The 23327-nt window shown below is 51.5% G+C and carries 19 protein-coding genes and 1 tRNA gene; 12 read left to right on the top strand and 8 right to left on the bottom strand.

Annotation, left to right across the window (positions count from 1 at the left end; translation table 11 throughout):
- The first annotated feature begins 80 nt into the window (after positions 1–80).
- A complete protein-coding gene (gene glnL, locus AB1N33_RS03020) occupies positions 81–1163 on the top strand; it encodes a nitrogen regulation protein NR(II) (RefSeq protein WP_411270060.1) in 1083 nt (360 codons plus the stop codon).
- Positions 1156–2565 carry a nitrogen regulation protein NR(I) gene (gene glnG, locus AB1N33_RS03015; RefSeq protein WP_411270059.1) on the top strand — a complete coding sequence of 470 codons (1410 nt, stop codon included), beginning with the start codon at positions 1156–1158 and terminating at the stop codon, positions 2563–2565. Before glnL ends, glnG begins: the two co-directional genes overlap by 8 nt.
- Positions 2566–2587: 22 nt before the next feature.
- Here glnG and AB1N33_RS03010 read toward each other — a convergent pair whose 3' ends face one another.
- Positions 2588–3715: an HD domain-containing phosphohydrolase gene (locus AB1N33_RS03010; protein ID WP_411270058.1), complete on the bottom strand. Its 1128-nt coding sequence runs from the start codon at positions 3713–3715 to the stop codon at positions 2588–2590.
- Positions 3716–3883: 168 nt separating this feature from the next.
- On the opposite strand from AB1N33_RS03010, the gene AB1N33_RS03005 reads away from it, so the two are divergent.
- The 5 genes from AB1N33_RS03005 (at position 3884) to AB1N33_RS02985 (ending at position 9929) form a co-directional block, all read left to right on the top strand.
- Positions 3884–4609, top strand: coding sequence for a 1-acylglycerol-3-phosphate O-acyltransferase (locus tag AB1N33_RS03005; RefSeq protein WP_411270057.1), 726 nt, complete (start codon positions 3884–3886; stop codon positions 4607–4609).
- A 32-nt stretch (positions 4610–4641) separates the two neighbouring features.
- Positions 4642–5025 (top strand): ribonuclease E inhibitor RraB, encoded by a 384-nt coding sequence (rraB, locus tag AB1N33_RS03000; RefSeq protein WP_411270056.1) that lies wholly within the window; start codon positions 4642–4644, stop codon positions 5023–5025.
- 99 nt (positions 5026–5124) lie between these two features.
- Positions 5125–5841, top strand: a complete 717-nt coding sequence (locus AB1N33_RS02995; RefSeq protein ID WP_411270055.1) for a choice-of-anchor H family protein — start codon at positions 5125–5127, stop codon at positions 5839–5841.
- A 100-nt stretch (positions 5842–5941) separates the two neighbouring features.
- Positions 5942–7225 carry an ABC transporter substrate-binding protein gene (locus AB1N33_RS02990; RefSeq protein ID WP_411270054.1) on the top strand — a complete coding sequence of 428 codons (1284 nt, stop codon included), beginning with the start codon at positions 5942–5944 and terminating at the stop codon, positions 7223–7225.
- A 22-nt stretch (positions 7226–7247) separates the two neighbouring features.
- Positions 7248–9929: an ATP-binding protein gene (locus AB1N33_RS02985; protein WP_411270053.1), complete on the top strand. Its 2682-nt coding sequence runs from the start codon at positions 7248–7250 to the stop codon at positions 9927–9929.
- A gap of 33 nt (positions 9930–9962) precedes the next feature.
- On the opposite strand, the gene AB1N33_RS02980 is transcribed toward AB1N33_RS02985, so the two are convergent.
- Genes AB1N33_RS02980 through pepA form a run of 3 tightly spaced genes read right to left on the bottom strand, consistent with a single transcriptional unit; the run spans position 9963 to position 14687 of the window.
- Complete coding sequence (locus AB1N33_RS02980) at positions 9963–12737, bottom strand: valine--tRNA ligase (RefSeq protein ID WP_411270052.1); 2775 nt, start codon at positions 12735–12737, stop codon at positions 9963–9965.
- Positions 12738–12752: 15 nt separating this feature from the next.
- On the bottom strand, positions 12753–13175 hold the full coding sequence (locus tag AB1N33_RS02975; protein ID WP_411270051.1) for a DNA polymerase III subunit chi: 423 nt from the start codon (positions 13173–13175) through the stop codon (positions 12753–12755).
- A gap of 6 nt (positions 13176–13181) precedes the next feature.
- Positions 13182–14687, bottom strand: coding sequence for a leucyl aminopeptidase (pepA, locus tag AB1N33_RS02970; protein WP_411270050.1), 1506 nt, complete (start codon positions 14685–14687; stop codon positions 13182–13184).
- Between the two features lie 271 nt (positions 14688–14958).
- Here pepA and lptF point away from each other — a divergent pair, with 271 nt between their 5' ends.
- Together lptF and lptG are read left to right on the top strand one after the other, a co-directional pair.
- Positions 14959–16071, top strand: a complete 1113-nt coding sequence (gene lptF / locus AB1N33_RS02965) for an LPS export ABC transporter permease LptF (protein WP_411270049.1) — start codon at positions 14959–14961, stop codon at positions 16069–16071.
- Entirely contained in the window at positions 16071–17132 is a 1062-nt protein-coding gene (lptG, locus tag AB1N33_RS02960) for an LPS export ABC transporter permease LptG (protein ID WP_411270048.1), read from the top strand. The genes lptF and lptG overlap by 1 nt, the downstream gene beginning before the upstream one ends.
- Positions 17133–17137: 5 nt before the next feature.
- On the opposite strand, the gene AB1N33_RS02955 is transcribed toward lptG, so the two are convergent.
- From AB1N33_RS02955 to AB1N33_RS02945, 3 genes are read right to left on the bottom strand one after another with little or no spacing between them, the layout of a single operon-like run.
- Positions 17138–17710, bottom strand: coding sequence for an RDD family protein (locus tag AB1N33_RS02955; RefSeq protein WP_411270047.1), 573 nt, complete (start codon positions 17708–17710; stop codon positions 17138–17140).
- 37 nt (positions 17711–17747) lie between these two features.
- Entirely contained in the window at positions 17748–18500 is a 753-nt protein-coding gene (locus tag AB1N33_RS02950; protein ID WP_411270046.1) for a substrate-binding periplasmic protein, read from the bottom strand.
- A 22-nt stretch (positions 18501–18522) separates the two neighbouring features.
- A complete protein-coding gene (locus tag AB1N33_RS02945; RefSeq protein WP_411270045.1) occupies positions 18523–20712 on the bottom strand; it encodes a hypothetical protein in 2190 nt (729 codons plus the stop codon).
- A 230-nt stretch (positions 20713–20942) separates the two neighbouring features.
- Between AB1N33_RS02945 and AB1N33_RS02940 the strand changes: the two genes are divergently transcribed.
- The 3 genes from AB1N33_RS02940 to AB1N33_RS02930 all read left to right on the top strand — a co-directional run bounded on the left by AB1N33_RS02940 (position 20943) and on the right by AB1N33_RS02930 (position 22353).
- Positions 20943–21029: transfer RNA gene (locus AB1N33_RS02940), tRNA-Leu, on the top strand.
- A 328-nt stretch (positions 21030–21357) separates the two neighbouring features.
- Positions 21358–22038, top strand: coding sequence for a hypothetical protein (locus AB1N33_RS02935; RefSeq protein ID WP_411270044.1), 681 nt, complete (start codon positions 21358–21360; stop codon positions 22036–22038).
- A 15-nt stretch (positions 22039–22053) separates the two neighbouring features.
- Positions 22054–22353: a hypothetical protein gene (locus AB1N33_RS02930; RefSeq protein ID WP_411270043.1), complete on the top strand. Its 300-nt coding sequence runs from the start codon at positions 22054–22056 to the stop codon at positions 22351–22353.
- Between the two features lie 205 nt (positions 22354–22558).
- Here AB1N33_RS02930 and AB1N33_RS02925 read toward each other — a convergent pair whose 3' ends face one another.
- Positions 22559–23263, bottom strand: coding sequence for a transporter substrate-binding domain-containing protein (locus AB1N33_RS02925; RefSeq protein WP_411270042.1), 705 nt, complete (start codon positions 23261–23263; stop codon positions 22559–22561).
- Positions 23264–23327 lie beyond the last annotated feature (64 nt).

The following is a 23327-nucleotide window of genomic DNA, read 5'->3' as shown; positions in this document are numbered from 1 at the left end:
CCCTACTGTGTGAATCGATCTGACTGACTCGCATTGTCAGGCTATAATGCACCAACACAGTGCAAGGAGATGCGCTCGGTATGCTGGAACCCGGGTTTGATACAACACAACTGATAAACAGTCTTAACACTGCGCTGGTCATGGTGGACAGAGATTTACGTATTCTGTTTGCCAACCACGCCGGTGAAGCCTTATTCGAAACCGGCACCAAACAGTTGTACGGGCACCGTCTGAGTGACTTCTTTATGCCTGAAACCATTGATGAGGCCAGACTGAAAGCGGCTATACGACTAGGCGAAGATTTTACCGAAAATGAGGTGAAGCTGATTTTTCGGGAGGAGCGTTGTGTACTGGCCGACCTGACGGTCACTAACCTGCAATCGGAAGCCGGACCGCGACTGCTGTTTGAAGTCAAAAAAATTGACCAGCAAAAACGTATTTCCCGCGAGAACCTGCAGCATGCCCAGCAACATGCCGCGCGGGAACTTATACGCGGACTGGCGCATGAAATAAAAAACCCGTTAGGCGGGATCCGCGGCGCCGCACAGCTACTGGAAAAGGAACTGGATGACAGCCAGCTCGAATTTACCCGCATGATCATTGAGCAGTCTGACCGGCTACGAAATCTGGTAGACCGTCTGCTTGGCCCGAATTCACTGCCCCGGCTGTCATGGAGTAACCTGCATCAGGCGCTGGAAAAAGTGCGCAGCCTTATCCGCTTTGACGCAGACTCACACATTACCGTGATCCGTGACTACGATCCCAGTATCCCGGATCTCCACATTGACCAGGATATGATTCAGCAGGCCGTGCTCAATATTGTACGCAACAGCGTGCAGGCACTGGCCGACAGCGCCACGCCCGATCCGCAAATACGACTGGTCACACGCGTTGAGCGTCAGATGACAATTCATGGCAACCGCTATCCGCTGGTTGCCAAAATCCAGATTATCGATAATGGTCCGGGCATTCCCCCGGAAATCAAAGACACTCTGTTTTACCCCATGGTAAGCAGCAAACAAAATGGATCCGGTCTTGGCCTTTCTATTGCTCAGACCCTGATTAATCATCACGGTGGAAAAATTGACGTAGACAGTCGTCCGGGACAGACCGAGTTTGTTCTGTATCTGCCCATTCACCGCAAGGAGTCAGAACATGAATAGTGAATCCGTATGGATTGTTGATGACGACAGTTCCATTCGCTGGGTACTGCAGAAGGCATTGCAGGCGGCCAGTATTGCCTGCCATTGTTTTGAGAATCCTGAAGACCTGCTGAGGCAACTCCACAGCGGGCAGGCACCTGAAGTGATTATTTCAGATATTCGCATGCCACAGATGGACGGCATGACCCTGCTTGAAGAAGTGCATACCACGCATCCTGTGTTACCGGTGATTATTATGACCGCCCACTCAGACCTGGACAGTGCCGTTAACGCCTACCAGAGTGGCGCTTTTGAATACCTGCCAAAACCGTTTGACGTGGATGAGGCCGTGTCGCTCACGCAACGCGCACTGGCCCATGCGCGCGAGCAGTCGCGCAGTCAGCAGGTTCCGCAGGATGACGTGGTTACAGAAATTATTGGTGAAGCCCCTGCCATGCAGGAGGTATTTCGCGCAATCGGGCGCTTGTCACGTTCTTCCATCAGCGTACTGATTAATGGCCAGTCCGGCACCGGTAAAGAACTGGTGGCGCATGCGCTGCACCGTCACAGCCCGCGCGCTGCCAACCCGTTTATTGCGCTGAATATGGCAGCCATTCCGGCTGATCTGGTTGAGTCGGAGCTGTTTGGTCATGAAAAAGGCGCGTTCACCGGCGCACAAAATACCCGTCAGGGCCGGTTTGAACAGGCAAATGGTGGCACGTTATTTCTCGATGAGATTGGTGACATGCCGCTGGATGTTCAGACCCGCCTGTTGCGGGTGCTGGCCGACGGCCAGTTTTACCGGGTCGGAGGGCATCAGTCGGTGACCGTTGATGTCAGGATCATAGCCGCAACCCACCAGAATCTTGAACAACGTGTTGCCGAGGGCAAATTCAGGGAAGACTTGTTTCACCGTTTGAATGTTATCCGTATTCATCTGCCGTCACTGGCGCAGCGGCGTGAAGATATACCCCTTCTGGCCCGGCACTTTCTGCGCCGTGCAGCGCGCGAGCTTGATGTAGAAGTGAAAACGCTGAGCACGGAAGCAGAGAAAGTCATGAGCCAGTTACCCTGGCCTGGCAACGTACGTCAGCTTGAGAATGTCTGTCGCTGGCTCACCGTCATGGCGAGTGGTCAGGAAGTCCTGCCCGGCGATTTGCCTCCGGAGATCCACACCGACAGCCATGCCGATGTCACCGGCGAAAATAAGGGCGACTGGACAACGCTGTTATCAGCCTGGGCTGACCAGCAGTTACGAGACGGTAAAATGAATATTCTCAACGACGCCATGATGACGTTTGAAAAAATCATGCTGGAGCGGGCCCTGCATCACACCCATGGCCACAAACAGGACGCCGCACGCCGTCTGGGCTGGGGCCGTAATACGCTTACCCGCAAACTAAAAGAGCTGAATATCAGTTAGTCATGCAGATACCGCCCGGACACTAGTGCGGGCGGGTCAGTAAATGCGTCATGGCGTGGTTAAAGTGGCGTACCCACTTCATGCTGAACTGGCCTTTGGCAATACGGTTTATTTCAATCACCGCCTGCTTCTTGGACAGTTGCTTGTCTTTGTTGTGGGCGCGGGAGTGCGTCATCGCATCGTAGGTGTCCAGAATAGCCAGCAGCTTCGCGCCGTCACAGATATCTTCTTCCTTCAGCCCAAGCGGATAGCCGGTTCCGTCCACCCGCTCGTGGTGCTGCAGTACAATTTTGCGGGCCTGATCCCACTGGTCCAGATGTTCCAGCAACCGTGAACTCTTGTACACGTGTGAGCGCATCAGATTGAATTCAATATCCGTGTACTCTTCCTTTTTATGCAGAATTTTCAGTGGCATAAATGCCATGCCAAAATCATGCACATAACAGGCAACTGCCAGCTGGTCTTCCTCAATCGGACTACCTGCGGTTTCATTAATGTACAGCGCCAGTTTGGCTATCCGGTCACCCCGCCCCGCCCAGTAGTTGGACCGGTGTTCAATGGTTTGCATCAGCTCACGGAAGAACAGGATGTCCATTTTCTTTTCGGCGCTGGTGTCTTTGGGAATGCCTGATGTCGCCAGCGTCGGTGGCTTGACCTTCTGTTCCTCACCCGGGCCGACGTCCAGCGCAGGATTCAGCAGCAACACCGCGTCGGCCAGCAGCTTTTCATGTTCCTGGTGATTGTCCGGTGTGATTCGGCTAATCGCGAGTACCAGTTGTTTATGCAGCTCGTCATCGAATTCTGCGCGCTGATTCAGCATCACCGCCTCGACAAACGCTTTCACCCGGTCCATGGTCAGCAGAACCAGATCGCTCATGGTACTGGAGTAATGAATTTGTCCCTTTCTCAGAAAGTCGAGCAAATCTTCTACATGCTGTAAAAGCGGGATCATCGGCGTAAAGTTGACCAGCCCAAGATCGCCTTTGATGGTATGCACAGACCGAAAGAGCGCGCGCTGCAGTTCATTATCCTCAGGACGCAACTCAAGCTCAATCAGAGTCTGCTCACTGGCTTCGTACAGCTCATTAATTTCATCGATCAGATCGGTGAGGATATCATCTTCAAGATCGTCAGGAACAAACGTTTGCATACACAAATTTCCGCTGGTCAACATGGTAAAAACAGTGTGGTTATATCATTTAGCTAACCGGATAGCGAATCCCGTTGTCGGGCCTGATGAGACACAAGACTGATCGGACATGCTACCTGCCCGCTTTGCCTTATACTGCGCCGCACCATTCGTAAACAAGGTGCTGTTTTGTTAGCTGTTCTACGTATTATCGTCCTTTTGCCGGTTTTTATAATGATAAACCTGTATGTTCTCGTCGTTTGTCTGGTCCGCCCTTTTCATCGTGACAATGTGCACATTGCAGGCAGAGCTTACGCAATAATGGCAGGCATCCTCGGACTGAAGGTTATTCTGCGGGTCTCAGACGCCATAAAAAAAGACGAGCCATATGTGTATATTGCTAATCATCAGAATAGTTACGACATCATTACTGTTGCCAAAGCCGCACAGCCGGGGGTCGTCACTGTCGGCAAGAAAAGCCTGAAGTGGATCCCCATTTTCGGCCAGATTTACTGGCTGTCAGGCAATATTATGATTGACCGGAAAAACTCAGGCAAAGCCCGCGACACACTGGCTGCCGCCGGCCGAAAGATTAAAGCTAAACGCACATCCGTCTGGCTGTTTCCTGAAGGTACCCGCAGCAATGGCCGCGGTTTATTGCCGTTCAAACAGGGCGCATTTCACCTGGCGAAAGCCACCGGCGAGCCCATTGTGATTGTGGCCGCCAGTAACCTGCATAACAAAATTCGCTGGAACCGTTGGAATAACGGCGTGATGCTGATTGAACTGATGGCCCCCCTGACTATGTCTGATGAGCATACCACCAAGGAATGGATGGCGATTTGTCATCAGCAGATGGCCGATAAAATTGAGGCGCTTGATGCCGAGGTCGCAGAGCTGGAAAAAAGCAGATAAACTTGCCGACAAAATCGGTTAAGGATCTCACTATGTCTCAGTTTGACGAACGCACCGAATGGCATGCGTTTAATCAGGAAACCATCGACGCCCTGCTTGAAGACGGCAGCCAGGCAGATGCGGTATACACTATCGAGCACCATTTCGCGAGCAACGACTTTGATAAACTGGAAAAGGCGGCGGTAGACGTTTTTAAGGCCGGTTTTGAAGTCACTGACGCAGAAGAAATGATGCTCGATGACGGCGGCCTTATCTTCTGTTTTGACGCCATCGCAGAGCGCGAACTTGTTCGCGAGGCTCTCGATGCCGATACCGACAAACTGCTGCAGATTGCTGATAAAGCCGACGTATATTATGACGGCTGGGGCACCTATTTTATGCCGCGTGACGAGGACGAAGAACAAACCGACGACTAAGCAGACAGGCTAAGTTAAGACTTCCTTCAGTTTTCGTTCATCAACCTTTTGCCACACTCTCCTTAACGCACATCAACGTGTTGTGTGAAGGAGAGTGTGATGAAAAAAATAACAACCCTTGTGCCTTTGTTGCTGTCTTCACTGTTACTGACCACTGACAGTATCGCAGAAGACATACAGCCCGAAATAAAAACGCAGTCGGTTGCCCGTCAGTTTGACGCCGTCCTGCCCGAGCAATCATCCTCGCCTGCCGCCATCCTCACCCGCCCTGCGACGCAGGCAGTGAAATCGCGCGATGCCGTGGTTCAGTTCAGCAGTCCCGACTTCTGGATCTACGACAGCTGGACTGAGTTCACCATTGATGCCGACTATGATGGTTACTATTCCGCGTTTTCAGTGACGTTTGACGCTGACACGGTGTACAGCGTTGCCGATGTGTATGCCATTATCTATTTAGGCAGACTCGACCGCTTTGAAGCCATCTATGAAACCCGTATTTTTAGCATAAGTGGTGACGACAGCCTGGATGCCATTACCATAGACAGCGACCTTGTCAGTGGCTTCCCGCCCGCCGATTATAGCGTGCTGATTGAGCTGTATGATGCTTACACCCACGAGCTGGTAGCCATTGCTGACGATTATGACGACGCCGATTTATCGTTGCTGAGCCTGGAAAGCCAGAACCATGACCAGGTAATCGAAGAACGTGTTGTCATTGTTGAACAACACGGCGGCAGTCTGTCTTGGCTGACAGCCCTCGCGCTGCTGGGGGCAGTTGGATGGCGGGCCGCCACAGGCCGGCGCATACGCACTTAATCGTCTGATAATGCAGGCTTTCTGCCGAGAAACTTGGTATTGATTTAAGAAAGGTGCCACACTGTAATTCAGCGAGATTCTGACATCAGGTTTTAAGGTAATGGGCAAGCCCGGCATACCCTCTAATTCGGCACTGAAATCGCGCCGCTCATTCCTGAGCGGCGCTGCCGCATTTACCGTTGCTGCTGGCGTTACGCCGTTCGCTATCGGCAAGGAAAAACCGGTCATTCGTGTACTCGGTACGCATGTCACTCTGCAGGAGCCCATCCGACAGCAAGCCATGGCCGACCTGGGGATCGACATCCGGTTTGAGCCAGGCGGCAGTGCAGCTGTGTTGCAAAAAGCCTCAATGGATCCGGCCAGCTTCGACCTGTATGAACAGTGGTCAAACAGCATTACCGTACTGTGGCGTGCCGGCGCTATTCAGGCCATTGACAAAACCCGGTTGCGTTACTGGGACGAAATCAACAGTTTGTCAAAAACCGGCAAAGTCACCCCGTCTGCCAAAATCGGTGCCGGCGATGCGCCGCACAAAATTCTGCATATTCAGGCCGATGGTACGCTGGGAACCGGGCATACTGATCAAATCAGCTTTTTGCCGTACGTCCACAATGTCGATTCCTTTGGCTACGATACCGGTCGGGTCCCCTCTGGCATGAACGCCGGCAATGAAAGCTGGGGCTGGCTGCTCGACAGTCAGTTAAGCGGCAGTGTCGGAATCGTCAACGACCCGACCATCGGGCTGTTCGACCTTGCGCTGGCAGCCCAGGCGAAAGGCTTTATGACTTTTAATGATATTGGCGCCATGACCCGTGACGAACTGGATGAACTGTTTGCCATTCTCATTGAGCTGTCACAACTCAATCATTTTAACGGGTTCTGGACCTCCGTGCCGGAGTCGGTTCAGTTTATGAAGAGCCAGCGGGTGGTGATTGAAAGCATGTTTTCCCCAGCGGTATCGGCGCTGAATGGTGAAAACATTCCGGTTCGGTTTGCCGCACCTAGAGAGGGCTATCGCGGATGGCATGGCGTTATGTGCCTGTCGTCAAGAACCCATGGACGCCGACAGGATGCTGCCTATGACTACATGAACTGGTGGCTGTCAGGTTGGCCGGGCGCCTTTATTGCGCGCCAGGGGTATTACATTTCTACGCCGCAACGTTCAGCCCAGTACCTGAGTCAGGCTGAATGGGATTACTGGTATCGCGGTTTGCCAGCGGCACAGGCTCTGAAAGGCCCGGATGGCAATGTTACCGTGCAGCAGGGTGAGCAGCGCTCTGGTGGCAGCTATGAAGACCGCTTCAACAATGTTGCAGTGTGGAATACCGTTATGCCAACCTACGAATACAGCCTGCAAAAATGGTATGAGTTTATTACGTCGTGAATACTAAGGATCGCTCCGTCGCATGCTGACATCCATTCGCACCCAACTGGTACTGGTACTGCTGGCAATGGTCGTGCTGTTATTGCTGCAGGGGTTTGTTGCCCGGCAAAGCCAGACTGTGCTTACCGACGGTCTGGAAAAGTCAGGCCAGGCAGTGCGCAATGTTTCTTTGGTTAAAGAACTTGAACGGGAAGTGCTGGATTTGCAGCGCAATGTCCTTATCTTTAACGAAAACGCAAGTAACTCCGCAGTCAGACGCTTCGAGCGCCTGATGCTGGCCATTGACGATAAGCTTACTCAGCTTGAGGCCGCGGAGATTGGCGACAGTGACACCATGCAGCATAATGATCTTCTGTCGCGAATGCGCAAACACCTCGAGGCTTACCAGAAAAATTTTCGTGATGTGGTTCTTTCCCGCGCCGAGCGCGATGATCTTATCGACCGCAACTCGCTGAAAGCACTGGTTAGCATCAAAGTTTTGCTGACAGAAGAAGTTGCGAAAGGCTATCTGGAGAGCACGCTGGTGACCCGGCTCAGGCAGAGTATTCTTGATGCAGAAAATGCGGTGCTGCAATACATGACCTCACCCAGTTTTGAACGTGTCACCGATTTTAACCGGGCGATGGATAACCTTCAGCAATCAATTACCGCTGACTCACCGCTGTTAGCCGTACTTACCCCCGTGCTGGCCAGAGCCAAAGAGCACTTCTTACAGCTGACCCAGCTGACCCAGGGCAATCTGTTTTTGGTAAATGTGGTGATGGCAGGTTCAGCGAATGAATTTCTGTATTTAAGCGGAGAACTGGCCGACAGCGTCACAATACAGACTGAACAACTGAAAAAACAAACCCAGGACGTAGCCGAACGTACGCGCAGCAATGGCGAAATGTTCTCATTCTTTGCGATATTGCTGGCGATCGTCACCGCCTTGTTTACGGCCTTCCGTATCCTTGGTCCAATCCGGTCGATTACCGATGTTTTTATCCGGCTGACCAACAATGAAACGAACGTGGTTGTGCCGGGCAGCCAGCGTTCGGATGAAATAGGCAAACTGGCGCGCGCGGCACGTGTTTTCCAGAATAAAAATCAGCAGACAGAGCAGTTGCTGCTTCATTCAAGGGAAATGAATAATCAGCTCGAAGCGCTTAACCGGGCGCTCTCTGAATCCAAGCAGCGCGCCGAGCAGGCCACCGCGTCAAAAAGTATCTTTTTGGCCAATATGAGCCATGAGATCCGTACACCGCTTAACGGCATTATCGGGTTAATTGAGCTGGCGCAGCAGCAGCCCATGTCGGCACAGTTAAAAGGCTACCTCGAAAAAGCGGCGTACTCCGGGCATATTCTGATGAGTGTCATTAATGACATTCTCGATTTCTCAAAAATTGAAGCCGGTAAACTGAATATTGAGGCTGTCAGTTTTTCCCTGCATTCGCTATTCAATAATCTGATTGCTGTGATCGCACTGCGTGCGCGCGAGAAAAACCTCAATGTAACCCTTACGGTGTCGCCGGACATCCCTCCGCAGGTGATTGGCGATCCACTGCGCATCGCACAGATCATCATGAACATCGGCACCAACGCGGTAAAGTTTACCGAGAAAGGGCGCGTTGACATTGCCTTTGACGGACAAATGAACGACGCGGGCAACCAGTTGACCCTGTCGCTCACAATTGCTGATACCGGCATTGGTATGACAGAGGAACAGGTTGCCCGTATCTTTCAGCCATTTACGCAGGCCGATGATGCCACCAACCGCAAATTCGGTGGTACCGGCCTTGGGCTGGCGATTGTAAAACAACTCACCGACCTCATGCATGGCACGCTGTCCGTCACATCCGCCCCGGGTGAGGGTACTACGTTCCAGGTAACGCTACCGCTGCGGGCGTTTAAGAACCAGCATGGGGTATTACATGAAGTACCGAGTATCCCGGATGATACCGTGTATGTCACAGCCTCACCGCTGCTGCCGTTAGCTTACCGGCAACCGGCCCGACTGCTTAACATCATCACGCCAAAGGCGCTGCGCGCTCAGACGCCCGCCCCTTCAGCCGTTGTTGTTGATATTGACGATCCTGCGGAGTTCAGCGAATGGACACCCACGTTTTCCTCCCTGACCGAAAACGGCACAACCGTTGGGCTGGTGCTTACGTCTCAGGCAGGCGCGGGATTAGAGTCACAATTAACCAACTGGAACGGCCCACTGCTGATACATCCCTTCACGCCGCTGCAGTACGAACAGTTTATTCGCGAGCTGCTGTTACCGGCTGGCGTATCCAGTCGCACTGAACAGCGCCAGGTAACAGAAGTTGCACTGCATGGTCACCTGCTGCTGGTAGAGGATAACCACATTAACCAGGTCGTGACCGGCGAAATGCTGACCAACCTTGGGTTGACGTATGATGTTGCCGAAAACGGCGAGCAGGCCGTCGATAAAGTCCGGCAACGAGGCCACTACGACCTGGTCCTGATGGATGTGCAAATGCCGGTAATGGACGGTTATGCCGCGACCCGCAAACTTCGCAGTCTGGGCTTTAAATACCTCGTGATTATTGGTCTATCTGCCAATGCCATGAAAGAAGACAAGTTACAGGCAGTACAGGCAGGAATGAACGACTACCTCACCAAACCGCTCAAACATGCCGCGCTGGTTGATATGCTGCAAAGACGCCTGAAGGTCAGTGACAACGCAAAAGAAACACCATAAAAAAAGGGTTGCCGAAGCAACCCTTTCTAACGTTTACAGAGAGGCGATAGTGTCATGCTGTGCTTTTAGTTTCTCCAGCTGACTTTCTGCGTCTTTCAGTTTCTCTCGCTCTTTCTCAATGACCGCATCAGGTGCATTACTGACAAATTTCTCGTTAGCCAGTTTGCCACGCGTACGCGCGACGTCTTTCTCCACCTTTTCCATAGCCCGTGTCAGACGCGCCAGTTCTGCATCTTTATCGATGAGTCCGGCCATAGGGATTAGAATTTCCATCTCACCAACCAGGGCGGTGGCACTCGGCGGAGGCGTATCGTTGTCACTCAGTACGGTAACGCTTTCCAGACGCGCCAGCTTGTCCAGGAAGCTGTCAGCTGCATCCAGACGGCGATGATCTTCCTCAGAGACGTTTTTCAGCAAGGCATTCAGCGGCTTGTTAGGCGAGATATCCATTTCGCCGCGAATATTACGAATGCCAACGATGAATTTCTTCACCCACTCGATATCGCTGAGTACCTGCTCATCCTGCTTAGCAGCATCCATCTCAGGGAACGGCTGACTCATGATACTGGCATCATCACTGACCTGAACCGCACTGACTTTCACTACGCGCTGCCAGATGGTATCCGTGATAAATGGCATCATCGGATGCAGTAACCGCAGAAGGTGTTCCAGTACGTTGATCAGCGTGTGACGGGTACCGCGCTTTTCAGCTTCTGAACTCTGGTCGTTGTTCAGCACCGGCTTGGTCAGTTCCAGGTACCAGTCACAGAACTGGTTCCAGGTAAACTCGTACACTGCCTGGGCAGCAATGTCGAAGCGGTATTCAGCAATGGCCTGTTCAAACTCTTTCAGGGTTTGCTGGAACTTCGCCCAAATCCAGCGATCCGCCAGACTCAGTACCATTTCACCACCGTCACGCCCGGTGTCCTTATCTTCTGTATTCATCAGCACAAAACGCGAGGCATTCCAGATTTTGTTACAGAAGTTACGGTAGCCCTCAACCCGGCCCATATCGAAGTTAATGTCACGGCTGGTTGATGCCATTGCGGTAAAGGTGAAACGCAGTGCATCAGTACCGTAGGCCTGGATCCCGTCAGGAAACTGCTTACGGGTACGCTTGGCAATTTTTTCAGCCAGTTGCGGCTGCATCATGCCTGAGGTACGTTTTTCAACCAGCGCGTCGGCACTGATCCCGTCAATCAGATCGATCGGATCCAGCACATTACCTTTGGACTTCGACATTTTGTCGCCATTCTCGTCACGAATAAGCCCGGTAATGTAAATGTGCTTAAACGGTATCTTGCCCGTGAACTTTTTGGTCATCATGATCATTCTGGCAACCCAGAAGAAAATAATGTCAAAACCGGTAACCAGCACCGATGACGGCACAAAGGTATCCAGCTCCGGCGTTTTTTCCGGCCAGCCCATGGTCGCAAAAGGCCAGAGCGCAGAAGAGAACCAGGTATCCAGTACATCTTCATCCTGGTGCAGGCTGACCTCAGCGGACAGGTCATGTTTCGCACGTACTTCATCCTCACTGCGACCCACGTACACGTTCCCCGCATCATCGTACCAGGCAGGGATACGGTGTCCCCACCACAGCTGACGGGAGATACACCAGTCCTGAATGTTATTCATCCACTGGAAGTAAGTTTTACTCCAGTTCTCCGGGATGAACCTGATTTCACCACTTTCCACCGCCTCGATGGCAGGCTTCGCCAGTGACTCAACCGCCACGTACCACTGATCGGTCAGGTAAGGTTCAATTACCGCATTGGTGCGGTCGCCACGAGGCACTTTCAGCTTATGCTTATCAACCTTAACCAGCAGTCCCTGCGCGTCGAGGTCAGCAACAATCTGCTTACGGGCCTCAAAACGGTCAAGCCCGCGATAGGCTTCCGGCGCCTCGTCGTTAATTTTGGCGTCGGCGGTAAGAATATTGATCATGGGCAGGTTATGACGCTTACCCATGTCATAGTCGTTAAAATCGTGCGCCGGAGTAATTTTCACGCAACCGGTGCCGAATTCAGGATCGACATAGTCATCGGCAATAATCGGGATAAGCCGGCCGGTAATCGGCAGACGAATAAACTTGCCCACGAACTGCTGATAGCGCTCATCGTCCGGGTGCACAGCCACCGCGGTGTCGCCCAGCATGGTCTCAGGGCGGGTGGTTGCGACGACCAGTTCGCCACTGCCATCACTGAGCGGATAACGCATATGCCACATGTGGCCGTCTTCTTCCTCATTAATTACCTCGAGGTCAGACACGGCCGTGTGCAACACCGGATCCCAGTTAACCAGGCGTTTACCACGATAAATCAGCCCTTCTTCATGCAGTTTCACAAACACTTCCGTGACTGCACGGGACAGGTTGTCGTCCATGGTAAAGACTTCACGCGACCAGTCCGGTGACGTGCCCAGTCGGCGCATCTGGCTGGTGATGGTGCCACCACTGTGTTCTTTCCATTCCCAGACTTTGTCGATAAATGCCTCGCGCCCAAGGTCGTGACGCGTTTTTCCCTGCGCATTGAGCTGACGCTCAACGACCATCTGCGTTGCAATACCCGCGTGGTCTGTACCCACCTGCCATAAGGTATTGTCGCCTTTCATACGGTGGTAGCGGGTCAGCGTATCCATAATCGTCTGCTGAAAACCGTGCCCCATATGAAGGCTGCCGGTCACATTGGGCGGCGGCAGCAAAATACAGTAAGGGTCGCCGGTGCCCGACGCTTTAAACAGCCCGGACTTTTCCCACTTTTCGTAACACTGTTTCTCGATGGATTGAGGTTCGAAGGTTTTATCCATTGTCTCTCTCAAAGATTACGCCGACTTGAACTGCATGGCGCAGCCGGCCTTCTGATATTCTTTATAACGTACCCGGGCCGCCTGTTTGGCGTCCTCTTCAACAGGTACAAAATCGATAATTTGCCGATGACTGTTCATGCTGGAAATGCGTTGTTCGCTCAGGTTGACCAGCATAGGCTGCCTGCCCAGCTGATCTCCCTGCCAGCAGATCTCGACCGGGGTTCCGGCCGCCGGTCCCTCACCATGAAGGTTGTGAGGCACAAAACGGTCAGACGGTAATTGCCAGAGCAGTTCATCCAGTTCCTCGGCCTGTTCCTGACTGCGGCACAGCGCAACCACTTTTTGCTTGTTCGCATAAGCGTCAGCAATCAGAGTGGCTGCACGGGCCGCAGCGGAGTCATCCGCTGCAGTCAGCTGGTAAAACACAACCTGAGGCATACAGGCTTAGTCCTCGTAACTCACACCGGCACGGTTCATCAGGAACTGTGACAGCATGGGCACGGGACGACCTGTCGCCCCTTTATTTTTACCACTGCGCCAGGCGGTGCCCGCAATATCCAGGTGCGCCCAGTTGTACTTCTTGGTAAAGCGCGACAGGAAACATCCTGCCGTAATACTGCCGGCCGGACGGCCACCCAGGTTCGTCATATCAGCGAACGGGCTTTCCAGCTGCTCCTGATAGTCATCCCACAGCGGCAGACGCCAGGCACGGTCTGAACTCTGCTCCGATGCATTCAGCAGTTCGTGGGCCAGCGGATTGTGCTGACTCATGACGGCGGTAGCATGGTGACCCAGCGCGATGATGCAGGCACCGGTCAGCGTTGCAACGTCAACAACCAGTTCTGGTTCGAAACGCTCTACATAGGTTAGCGCGTCACACAATACCAGACGACCTTCTGCGTCGGTGTTGAGTACCTCGACGGTCTGTCCCGACATGGTAGTCAGGATATCGCCGGGACGGTACGCGTTGCCGTCGGGCATGTTTTCACAGCCTGCCAGCACACCAATTACGTTAATTGGCAGGTTCAGTTCAGCTACCGTGTGCATAACACCCAGTACACTGGCTGCACCGCCCATGTCATATTTCATTTCATCCATGGCTTCACCGGGTTTCAGAGAAATCCCCCCGGCATCAAACGTCAGTCCTTTACCAACCAGCACGATAGGCGCCTGGTCAGCCGGACCACCACGATGATGGATGATACTCATGATCGATTCGTTATCAGAACCACGCCCCACCGCCAGGTAGGCCTGCATACCCAGCTCGGCCATCTGCGTTTCATTCACACAAGACGCCTCAACAGAGTCGTAGTCGCTGGCAAGCTTCTGGGCCTGTTCCCACAGATAGGCAGGATTACAGATATTTGGTGGCATGTTCGCCACGTCTTTGGTCGTGCGAGCCCCTTTGGACACTGCCAGACCATGTTCAATGGCTTTCTCACCCACCGTAAGTTCACGGCGTGTCGGGACATTAAACACGATTTTGCGCAGCGGACGACGCGGCTCACCTTTTTTGGTTTTCAGGTGCATGAAGGTATACAGCGTATCTTCGGTCGCCTCGACCGCCTGACGTACCTTCCAGTAGGTGTCACGGCCTTTCACATGTAATTCTGTCAGGAAGCAGACGGCTTCCATTGAACCGGTTTCGTTCAGCGTACGAATGGTTTTAGCGATGATTTGTTTATACTGGCGCTCATCCAGTTCACGCTCTTTACCGCAGCCAACCAGCAATACCCGCTCACTCAGGACATTCGGCACGTGATGAAGCAGCAGCATTTGCCCTGCTTTTCCTTCCAGATCGCCGCGGCGTAACAGGTTGCTGATATAGCCTTCACTGATTTCATCCAGTTGCTCAGCTACCGCAGTCAAGCGTCGTGGCTCGAATACCCCAACCACGATGCAGGCGCTGCGTTGTTTTTCGGGACTGCCACTTTTTACACTAAACTCCACGATAATACCTCGCTGTAATTCATTTTAAAGGTCGCTTGTTAGCGAAATTCACGTAACGTTTTGCGCCGCAATATGTTTTAATACATAGCCAGACCTGCATGCTTGCAGAGACTGTCGCAATGTACAATTATTGTGCGACAGACGATGAGCTGATGCGGCTGAACCGGGTAAGAAACCCGCAACAAATTCAGGCAAAACTTGTAAAAACATAAAGTTTAAACAAAATCGTGCGTTTTTTCATTAAAAATCCCAATTTTCCGAGCCCGTACTTATGCTGATTTTTCGCTATCTGGTCAGGGAAACACTGAAGTCACAGTTCGCTATCTTCTTTATTCTGATGGCGATTTTTGTGACCCTGCGTTTTGTGCGCGTGCTGGGTGATGCGTCGGACGGCGAGCTGCCTGCCGGACTGGTGATGGGCTTTCTCGCGCTCTATGCACCCATTCTTGCCTCACTGGTACTCCCCATCAGCGCTTACCTGGGCATCATGCTGGCACACGGCAGACTGTATGTTGACAGTGAAATGACCGTGCTTAAAGCCTGTGGCGTGAGTGAATGGTACGTTACCCGCGTGATGCTGATATTGTCAGTATTTATCATGCTGATTACCGCTGTCATTACCCTGTATCTTGCCCCCATGGCTGCCCAGAGCGAATACCAGTTGCGCGAAAAAGCGCGCAGTGAAGCCGGATTCTCTGCCCTCATCCCGGGCCGTTTTCAGCAAACCGGCAATGAAAAGGCGGTGATTTTTGCGCACGATATCGATGCGGATGACAACACCTTACAACGGGTCTTTCTGTCACAAACCCAGGAAGAGGACGCCTCACACAGCACCGCTCAGGTTCGCGTGGTATATGCGCGTCAGGGAGAGATTGAAACGAATGATGATGGCACCCGTAACCTGGTACTTCGTCAGGGTGTGCAGTATGAAGGTCAGCGAACACGCCGCGATTTCCGGCGCGTGGAATTTGATGAGTACCAGATTCAGATCAACGACAAACCGATAGAAGAAAGCGGGCGTAACGTGGAAGTCCTCCCCACACTGGCTCTGCTGGACGACGATACTCCCGAAGGCTGGGCTGAGCTGCAGTGGCGCCTGGCCATTCCGCTGTCCATCCCGTTTCTGGTGCTGATTGCAGTTCCGCTAAGCTCTGTCGATCCCCGCCAGGGTCGCTTTGGAAAAATGTTCCCGGCCATCCTGCTCTATCTGGGCTATTTTCTCCTGCTGCTTGCCAGCCGACGTCTGCTTGAAGATGGCAAAATGCCAGCAGAGCTGGGGCTATGGTGGGTACATACCATCATGCTGATCATCGGTGTCATGTTGCTGGTGCGTGACAGAAAGACCGGGACGCAACTGCGTGCCTGGCTGTTGGGGAGGCGCTGATGTTTAAAATTCTGGATATGTACATCGCACGCACCCTGCTGGGCACTATTACCGTGACCCTGTCTGTGCTGGTGGGGCTGTCAGCACTGATTAAGTTTGTTGAGCAGCTGCGTAAACTCGGTGAAGGCGACTACGATATGGCGCTGGCCGCGATTTATGTGGTACTCAGCCTGCCCCGAGAGCTGGAGCAGTTTTTCCCCATGGCCACCCTGCTCGGCGGACTAATCGGTATGGGCGTGCTGGCCAGTAACAGTGAACTGGTGGTTATGCAGGCGTCCGGGCTGAGTCGCTGGAACATCATTGCCTCGGCAATGAAATCCGCGGTGCTGATGATTGTGCTCGTTATGGCGGTTGGCGAATGGGTCACCCCATTCAGTGAGTCGAAAGCAAAAGAAATTCGCACTGAAGCGCTGACCGGCGGCAGCCTGTTTTCTTCCGATAAACTGGTGTGGGCGAAAGACGGCGACCATTTTGTCAGCATTGGCCAGGTACTGTCACAGGACAGCCTTCGCGATATCAGTATCTTTGACTTTAACAGCGATCTGACACTAAACAGCATTACCTATGCGCGCAACGGCAACTTTGACAGCGATGGCTGGTGGCTCAATGATGTCAATGTTACCCGTTTTACTGATGCTAAGGTCAGCGCCGAGCAGCAGGAACAACTGCGCTGGGACTCGACGCTGACACCGGACAAGCTGGGGATAGTCGCAGTTAAGCCAGAGGCACTGTCGATTCAGGGCCTGCTTGATTATATTGGCTATCTTGAAAACAATGCACAGGATGCCAGCCGCTACGAACTGGCATTGTGGCGAAAGATCCTGCAACCGGTTTCCGTCAGTGTGATGCTGCTACTGGCACTGTCGTTTATTTTCGGACCCTTGCGCAGTGTGACAATGGGCGCGCGGGTGATTATGGGTGTACTGATTGGCTTTGGTTTCTTTATTACCAATGAAGTGTTTGGTCCGCTCAGCCTGGTATATCAGCTGCCGCCGGTTGTTGGCGCGCTGTTACCCAGTGCGATGTTTGCCGCGGTAGCTGCGTTTCTGTTAAGACGCTGACACCATTACCAGCTTTTGTGGTCGTTCATTTCTTTGGTGAGCTTCAGGACTTCGGTACCGGCTACCCGGTCCTGCAGCGACTGCTTATTTTTAATATCAAACAGTACCAGCAATGTGCCAAGTCCACCCAGTGAGAATACCAGGCGCAGCAATAAACGCCGCCACGTCATCGGCTCATCTGTTGTACTGTAAATGCGTAGTCGCCAGGCCCGCATACCGAGTGTCTGCCCGCCTTTACGCCAAAACCACAGAAAAAAGCCAATAACCCACAGCGCAACCCAGACCTGAATAATGCCCTTATAGAGTGTGGATTGCTGAATGAAGTCTGCAGGCTGTTCAAACCCGGACATATCCAGCACGCCGTTTTTAAGCAACACGACCATCACAACAGTGACTACCATGGCGGCACACATCCCAACGGCGGTTGCTACCAACGTATCGTAAACCATTGCCAGCAAGCGGCGAATAAAGCCAGCACGTTGCGCCGTGGTCTGTTCATTATCGGTTGTTTTTGTTGCGTCGCTGTTTGTCACGCGTTGTCTCTTAAGGTTGGAAGCCTGCGTAGTTTGCCACAGCATATGAAATTCTCAACGATTGAGGGTGACATGACCGGCATTATTCGACCAGCGCGTCATTGATGCTTGCGATCAACCTCTCTGCATCAGGATGCGAGCGTGACACAATGATATGTACCGGTCTGTCAGACAGTACGTCATAGGTTAGTGCCGGATTTATCGGCAGGGCGTCATCGTAGTACGTGAGAAAATAGGCCAGACGGCCCTTTTCAATCATATCCAGCCCCTTGGCCACGGATGTCACACTGTAAGGAGCCTGATCGTACGCCAGGTCTACATCAAACATCTCAAGATAGTGAAACTGATTACCGGACAGCACTGCAAAAGGATGCTGCCGTAGTGTATTCACATTGCTGACAGGGGGCGTGTCGGCGCGGCGTAGTGATACCAGACGAATATGGTATAGCGGCACACGGCTGACCAGATACGCTGCGTTGATCTTGTTATTGGGCGCAACAGCCGTCGAAATATCATAAACCCCTGCGTGCAGGTTTCTGACACCTCGGGGAACAGAGTCCAATTCATATCGCACCTGCCAGTGAAGTTTTTCAAACAGCGCGTTTAACGCCGAAATAGCAATACCTTCGGGCTGTCCCGAAGCGTTGACAGACTCATAGGGGGGTTGTTGCGAGATGAACACTGAGACTATTTTCGGGTCGTCACCAACGCTGACGTCCTGCGCCCGCAGCATGTGTGGCACCATGCCACACACTGCCAATAACAACCAGAGTACAACACCAGACCGGTACACAGCTGCCCGGTCTGGCATCATCCGCCAGAGGTTAAATTGCAAGCACTTATTCTCTTTCTGAGGTCTACTTTTCCTTGCTTTTTTCCGGCATTTCATTGAAATCAATACCATCATTGAGCGAGATGACCCGGGTCTTACTGATGCGATGACGGTAAATTTGTCGCAGATACCGGATGGTGTCTTTCACGTTATCAATGTTCAGACGAATATCATTGATTGACGTAAAGCTCTTCTCATCACGGATAATCTCGCGGTATTTCTTCTCGTACATGGGCTTGATGGCATGCCAGTTGGTATCGAGGATCTTGGCCGGATCTTCATGTTGCAGCAACATCGATTCCAGCTTTTCCTCATCAAACTCATCGGCCTGGATAAACTCCACAATCGCTTTGTCGATCGTATCGTCATAGCCCACATCACTACGCGCAAAGCAGCGCTTAATGAAGGCCACGATCAGCGTCAGGAAGTCATCACTCAGACACGGACTTTTCGCTATCAGGGTAGTCAGCGACAGGTTAGCAGAGGCACCAATAACCAGCGCATAACGCTTGAGCGTTGTATTCGGGAAGAGTGCGTTCAGGTGTGCCTTTAACCGGTTTAATGCCATGTAAGACAGTTTGTAGTCTTTGGGTAATGACACAATTGACACGACCGACGAGCAGTTCTGGAAAAAGTGAAGTTTACGCAGGTTGCTCGGATCGTAATTAGACTCGCGGTATTGCTGAAGCGCCTTGCGGTATTTGTGTGACTCTACCGGTAACAGGCTGATGCCCTCGATTGCCTGCGTTTTCTGGTTGAAGTGCGGTAAATCAATTGACCGGAAGAACAAGTCATCAATATCCAGTTCCTTGCGCTGCGTATGCGTCGCCATGTCGGTCACCGATTCAGCATAAGCAATGGCAACGGGGCCGGCCAGACTCATAAACAGGTCGTTCGCGTCCATACGGATGGTTTCACCAATGTCGATACCCGCCCGTCTGAAGTAGTTTTCATCGTAATCGGTGGTGACAGCCTGGGCAGTCAGAATGTTAAAAATCTGCTGACTGATATACTGATTGGCGTAGCGCTCCATGGCGTTGACGTCAATGTTCTGAATGCTGCTGTCAGCATCGTTTTGCTCAGCATAGCGCATGATGTCATTGGAAATCAGCATCATGGCATTCCACGGGCGTATGCGTGCCAGCACATCCTTAGAGTGATTCTCAATTTCGCGATCTGAGTTGTAGGAGAAATTCCACTCTTCAGACAAGTATTTACACAGCAAACGGCCTGCATTGATGTGCAGGGCCTCCGACATTTCGGAATGGCGGTCTGAAATATTAGGCAGAATACAAATACCACTGGTAAAGATGGGCTCAAACACAAAAGACTGGTGTTTGCTTTGTATTTCCCGCTCGCTGCGCACCTCGAAAGTCTTACTCATGTAAGAATATTGCTGGGCAAGGCCAAACTCCGACGCCATGCCAGAACCTGTACCACCGCCCGCGCTGAAAATATAAAAGTACAGGCGTGACTGATTCGCTTTAATGCCACAGGAATCGATAAGATAGGAATGAATAAACTTCCACTCTTTATTACTGAAGTGGTCGGTTTCTTTTTTAAGAATAATTTTCGCCAGGTACTGCCCCAGGATAGGCGCATTACCCGCGCCGCCCGCGTGCACTTCGGACAGATCCATAATTTTCAGTTTGTTATAGTCTGTAAGGAAGTCGCCGCTGGCATTCTTTGACGAGAAACGAATGCGCCCCTCGATGTCTTTGTCTAAATCTCCCAGAACCACCAGCGGTTCAATAAGAAACACAGGTTTAATGACTTCTTTTGATGCCAGGTTTAAGTTGCGCTGGATCCACCGGATGGGCCGGCTTTCCTTTTCATGCGCCCGATTCTGCTCATCCCGGAACTCATTAAGGTAATATTTTCGTGCGTTGTACACCAGCGACGAGACATCCAGCGCGATATTTGAACCGCAACGCCCGAGGCCAATCAAACATACCGACGGAAAATGCTGCGCGGGTGCCGACGGCTGTTTATCCGGTGTATCAGCCGGATAAACATCGGTACGCAGTGCATCCAGGTTGGACAGAATGCGGGCAATGTCAGACTCGGTGAAATACCGGTCCGGCAAGGTCTTCGTACTGACTGATTTGGTAACAGGTTCTTTGATGATGACATCGCTGTCCCTGCTGGTGTCTTTTCTGGTGGTGCTGTTTTCTGTTTTTTTTGTTGAGCGTAGCCCGGGTTGCTTACTTTGCATGCCTGTTTCCTACAACTGATAAAATACCCCGAAACTTAACTATAGGTCAGATTTCAAACATCGCGAGTTCATTTCATATCAGTTGTTTCATAACGCCAGGTGATTAATCTCTCGCCAGTTATCTGATTTCTCCCGATAAAAAGCTTGCATGCCAATAGGCGATAACTATAATCACCACGTCGATTCGGTTTCCAATTCCCGAATCGCGTTGTTACTGCAATATACTCTGTGCCAGAGTGGCGGAATTGGTAGACGCAGCGGATTCAAAATCCGCCGACCGCAAGGTTGTGCCGGTTCAAGTCCGGCCTCTGGTACCATCCTTCTTTGCACACAATAAGCCGACCTTTGAGTCGGTTTTTTTGTGTCCTTACGTAACCCTCTTTCAGCAGTTAATTGAGTAATCATACCCTGGCACTTCTCTCACAATTGGAGCGAGATAAACTGCCTAAGGAAGATCCGGAGTGATTTGAACATACGTTGATTAAGTATCTCTTCATCATTAATGTAAACGGGGTAGAATCCAGGTAGAACAGATTAAAAACCGGTTCGCTCTTTCAAATGAGAAAGCAATACAAAGCTACTCTCGAAGAGCCAAGGAGTGGGCGGCGAATTATAAGAGACGCGGTTGCATTTAAGGATATAACTATGAAAGGACTGAAATCGTCGCATCAGTGTCCTATATGCGACAAGCGGCTTGATTACTTCTCAAGATATCCGAATTATGTCTGCAAGCGATGTGAGGAACAAGCAACTGACTCCAGCGGGAGAAATGTTAGGTATTTCAATGTTGGAATCCATGGCGGCATCACTGGTAAATACGTAGATAATGACTCACCTTATGAGCACCAAGAATGCTTCATTAATGGTGTAAAGTGTTTCGCAAGCGATGCGCATACAGGTGGGATCGTAATTGAGACTTGTGAATTTCATGAACGAATTAAAGGGATGCCAGTTTTGAATCATGAACGTTTTACGCTGAGCGAGAATCAATGGTATGCAGCCGAAATAATAGGCGAAGAGTTTGAGTCTGAGATACGAACCTATTCTCCGATAAAAGTCTATCGCCTAGATAGAAAGAAATCGGGTAGGAGTCTCTTTTCCCTTCATTTTTATCACGCAAACTATCCCGAAGGCGTCAGAGACAAAGTTTACGAGTTACAGACAGTTGAGCGAACACGCTCATTTATTCTAGCCAAGACCACTGAGCGTCCAATGACCAGGTATCTGCTAATCTACTCCATCGACGGAGACTGGCTGCATAAACACTTTGGGGTTGAACTGGACAGAACTGTAAGAGTTGATGAGTGGCTTGAACGAAACGCTTAATTAAGAGGAGAGCAGATGGAACCTCGCGAGTTTATTCTTCATTGTCGCAATGAGTTACGGACTTGCTTCGAAAACACGAAGCGAGGCGATAGTGATGACGTTAGGAAAAATCGTACAGAGGGCCTCTTTCAGGCCTGTCGGTTACTTGGGATTTTAACTTCAGACGAAGTTCGCGATATTTATGAGGAAGAACATATTCATGTGTTTGGCGAGACTATACAGCGAAGGAAGGAACGGAAGGAGTATATGGCTAAATTAAAAGCCTCATCTCCAGACGATTACTTTGATATTCCAGCCATTGAGAGAAGGCAATAAAAGCAGAGAAGAAGAGCCACTGTGTGCAAAGAAATGTATAGCGTCTAAAAAAACCACCCAAATCATTGATTTTTAAAAATATTTCTTCACACGCTAAACTTTCAAAATCCGCCGACCGCAAGGTTTTTCCGGTTCAAGCCCGGCCTCTGGTACCAAACATCAAGCCGACGTCAGTCGTTTTTTTTATGCGAAGGAAAGTAGCCAGCTATTCAGCCAGTGTTTGCACAAAATAAGTCAGTTGGTGTTGCTCGGCGTAGTCATTAAATACGCGTTTTAGCAGTTCAAAATGTGGCGAACCTTTGGCGACGGCGAAGTACGCGTTCACTCTCAATAGCGGGGTCACTTTTATCCCCTCAGGCAGCACTAACGCCGTTTGTCGCTGTAAGTGCAGTACGTTGGACTGGTATGAAATCAGCGCATCGCTGCGCCCCTTCAGAAACAACTCCAGTGCGGAGGCGGCGGTGGGCAGGTCGATGAACTGGTAGTGTTGCTCAGTCAGCCGCTGCCGTCCCCCTTCATAATCGAAACCGCGTATGGCTGAAATGGTTCTGAAATCGCCCTGAGCGCCATGATGATAGAGATTAATGATTAGTTGTTTCAGGGGGGGCTCGATCAATTCCACATACGGTTTGAGTGCACGTGTAGATTTAACATTAACGGTAAAGTCGACTTCTGAACGTTCTACCAGGCGGTACATTCTGATGGGTAACGCGCACACCACCTCAAGTTCGATGTTGTAGTGTGCGAGTATCTTACTGGCAACCTCAATATTCTCGCCGACACACTTACCACTGCCCTCATCAATGTATGCACTTGGCGGAAACAGTGATGCACCCAGCGTCACGCGGGCCTGCTCAGCAAACGCCGGCGCCCAGATGCACAGCAAAAAAAGTCCCAGATACGTTTTCATAATATGTGAATGCAGCCCCTACCCCTCTACCCTAACAGAGTAGGTCAATTGCACAATGGTGCAT

Source organism: Alteromonas nitratireducens, from assembly GCF_040812025.1.
Lineage (GTDB): Bacteria > Pseudomonadota > Gammaproteobacteria > Enterobacterales > Alteromonadaceae > Alteromonas > Alteromonas nitratireducens.
Note: the sequence above shows the minus strand (reverse complement) of the source record. Positions and strands in the feature narration are given on the sequence as shown.